Below are 2776 nucleotides of genomic sequence, written 5' to 3'. Positions count from 1 at the left end.
CTTTACTGGTTGGCTTGGGAGGATGACATGACGAAAGCCGAACTTATCGGCCGTATGGCGACGGCCGCGAACATCAGCCGCGATCAGGCCAAGACGGCGCTCGAAGCCTTCACCGACGGCGTGGTGGAAGCCCTGACCCAGGGTCGGGACGTCAAGCTGATCGGCTTCGGCAGTTTCACCCCTGTCGATCGCAAGGCCGGCGTCGCCCGCAACCCCCAGACAGGTCAGGCCGTGGCCCGGCCCGCCTCCCGCACCGCGCGCTTTCGCCCCGGCGAAGGCTTGAAAAGCGCCTTGAACGGTTGAAGCCCAACGGGCATAAGCCCCGCTCCGGTTTCCACTTCGGTTTCTTGGGCGGCTAGCTCAGCTGGTCAGAGCATCTCGTTTACACCGAGAGGGTCGGCGGTTCGAACCCGTCGCCGCCTACCAAACAAAAAGGCCGCCGGAGCGATCCGGCGGCCTTTGTCTTTTGGCGATCGCCCCGGTCAGAACCGGAAGCTGGCCCGCAGCAGCAGCGAATAGCGGACGTAATCCTCAAGCAGTTCCGCGTCGCCCGTCAGGGACAGCATGCCCAGGTCGTTGCCCAGGTTCATGCGGAAGCCCAGGATCAGGCCGCCGCCCTCGACCCCGTCCGGCGACAGGACGAAGTCCGGGCCGCCGCTGGCGAAGCGGGCGATGGTCTCGCCAGCGTCGACGGACAGGTTCTGGCGATAGCCGATGCGCAGTTCCGGACGGATCCAGCCGTCCTTGCCGAAGCCGTAGCCGACGTTCATCGCCGCAACGGCCGAGAAGATGTGGCTGTCGCGCGAGTCGATATCCAGATCGAAGCCGCTGCCGCCGCCCGATTCGGAGCGGGCGCCTTCCGACAGGCGGAAGTACTCGGCGTACACCTCGGGACGGACGTTCAGGCGACCGTAGTTGCGCTCGTAGGAGGCGCCGCCGGCTGCGGCTGCAGTCCAGCCGTGCCAGTCGGATTTGTTGTTCAGATAGACGCCGTTGGCGACCAGTGACCGGTCGGCGTTGAAGCTGGCGTAGCCGCCGGCCGCGCGCGCCCAGGTGGTCCAGTACTGGCCCTGCGCACGCCAGTAGAGGCCCAGCTCCAGCAGGTTGGCCGACAGAACTTCCTCGGCCTCGGACTCGGGGTCCTTGATGTCCGACGAGGTGAAGGCGGCGGTCAGGCCGAAGGCGCCCGCGCCGGTGCCCTTTTCGACGCCGCCCGCGACGCCGAAGCCTTCAGAGCGGAAGCCGTAGGAATCGGTCTTGTCCTTGTCGGCGTAGAAGTTGATCTCCTGCACCCAGGCGCTGGTCTCGCCGGGGGCGGCGGAGGCGTTGCGGCCGGTCAGGGCGCGGGTCACCGCGTCGACGCCGGCCGACAGGGACATCAGAGGCCCGCCCGAGTGGTCCGGCAGCATCTGCTCATAGGCGTCGATGAAGCCGTCCCGGGTCGTCTGGCTCAGGAACAGGTTCCGGATCGTCTCATTGCTGCCCAGGGCGGCATAGACGGCGTCGAAGGCCGAGGCCTCGACGGGGATCAGATCGGCCTCCTGGGCGGTGCGGCGACGGGCGTCGACGTAGACTTCCCCTGCGGCCTGATCGACACCCGCCTGAACGACGTAAAGATAGGGGGAATTATCGGTCAGCAGGCTCTGGTTGATGTCCCCGACGTTCAGGGCGCCGGCCTTGATCACGCTGAACCGCTCCGGCGACTCCAGAAGGGACGAGAAGCGGACGCCCAGTTGCGCGCCCGTGGCCAGGGTTGCGGCGCCGCTGACGTTGAATCCGCCGGCGCGATCGCCTTGAGGGTCGACGGCGACGATCAGGACGCCCTCGGCCCCGACGTTCAGGCTGGAAATGGAAGTAGCGGTCGTCTGGGTCGCGTTCAGCGTCCCCTTGGAGACGTTGATGTCCAGAGCCCCGTCGCTGTCGGTGACAGCGCCGCTCACCGCCGCGCCGCCGCTGATGGACAGGCGGTCGGCGCCGGCGCCGAAGGACATGTCGCCGATGACCGTGCCGTTCTCGACGTTGAAGGCATCCGCGCCCGAACCGAATTTCACCGCGCCGACGATGACGGGTTCGCTGGCGTCAGGGACCCCGTCCTTGTCCGTATCGGTCGCCGTGCTGCCGGCGGCGGCCGGGATGCCGTACTGACGAACCGTGACGCCGCTGGTGTTGGCCGTCAGGTCGATGGCGGTCACCGTGCCGTCGATCGCCGTAGTGTCGGTGGAGTCCGCCGACAGCGAGCCGATGATGGAACCGGCGTTGCTCAATTGGGTCAGGGTGCCGGACTGGTCGCGGATGACCGTCGCGGCGCCGTGGTTTCCGCCGAACGAGGCCACGATATTGCCGGTGTTCGTCAGCGAACCGACATTGGCGCCGGCGCCGATGAGCACGCCCGTGGCCGTGTGGGCCTGTTTGCCGGAGGCGACGGCCTGGATATTGCCCGTGTTCGAGATGGCCGGGGCGGTGACGCCGGAGCCGATCCAGATGGCGGTGGCGTTGGCGTCCACGGCCGTGGAGGCGATTCCGCCTTCGTTGCGCACCCCGCCCGCGACGGTGACGGTCTGGCCGCCGGCCACGCCCAGCTGCAGGGCGCGCGATTCGACGCCGGAATAGACGCCGGTCCCGGTGATGGAGCCGCGGTTGATCAGGCCATAGGCGGCGTCGCCGGCGCCTACGGCGCCGAGGGTCACCGCATTGGTCGCGGAGCCGATGAGCAGGGCGGGCGCGCCGCCTACCGATGTCAGGGAGGCGGTCGTTTCGCTGGCGTCCGGCACGCCGT

The 2776-nt window shown here is 68.1% G+C and carries 2 protein-coding genes and 1 tRNA gene; 2 read left to right on the top strand and 1 reads right to left on the bottom strand.

Annotated elements, in window-relative coordinates; all coding sequences use genetic code 11:
* Positions 1 to 27: 27 nt before the first annotated feature.
* A complete protein-coding gene (locus Q0C81_RS16505; RefSeq protein ID WP_008260193.1) occupies positions 28 to 303 on the top strand; it encodes an HU family DNA-binding protein in 276 nt (91 codons plus the stop codon).
* Between the two features lie 46 nt (positions 304 to 349).
* Positions 350 to 426, top strand: a tRNA-Val gene (locus Q0C81_RS16500).
* A 56-nt stretch (positions 427 to 482) separates the two neighbouring features.
* On the opposite strand, the gene Q0C81_RS16495 is transcribed toward Q0C81_RS16500, so the two are convergent.
* Positions 483 to 2776, bottom strand: a 2294-nt coding sequence (locus tag Q0C81_RS16495; protein WP_291840498.1) for an autotransporter domain-containing protein, incomplete at its 5' end; no start/stop codon positions are given.

This window comes from Brevundimonas sp. (assembly GCF_023259385.1).
Lineage (GTDB): Bacteria > Pseudomonadota > Alphaproteobacteria > Caulobacterales > Caulobacteraceae > Brevundimonas.
Note: the sequence above shows the minus strand (reverse complement) of the source record. Positions and strands in the feature narration are given on the sequence as shown.

Bases quoted from the DNA above. Each gene is read 5' to 3' on its own strand.
- Q0C81_RS16505 (WP_008260193.1), top strand. From the start codon at position 28: ATGACGAAAGCCGAACTTATCGGCCGTATGGCGACGGCCGCGAACATC.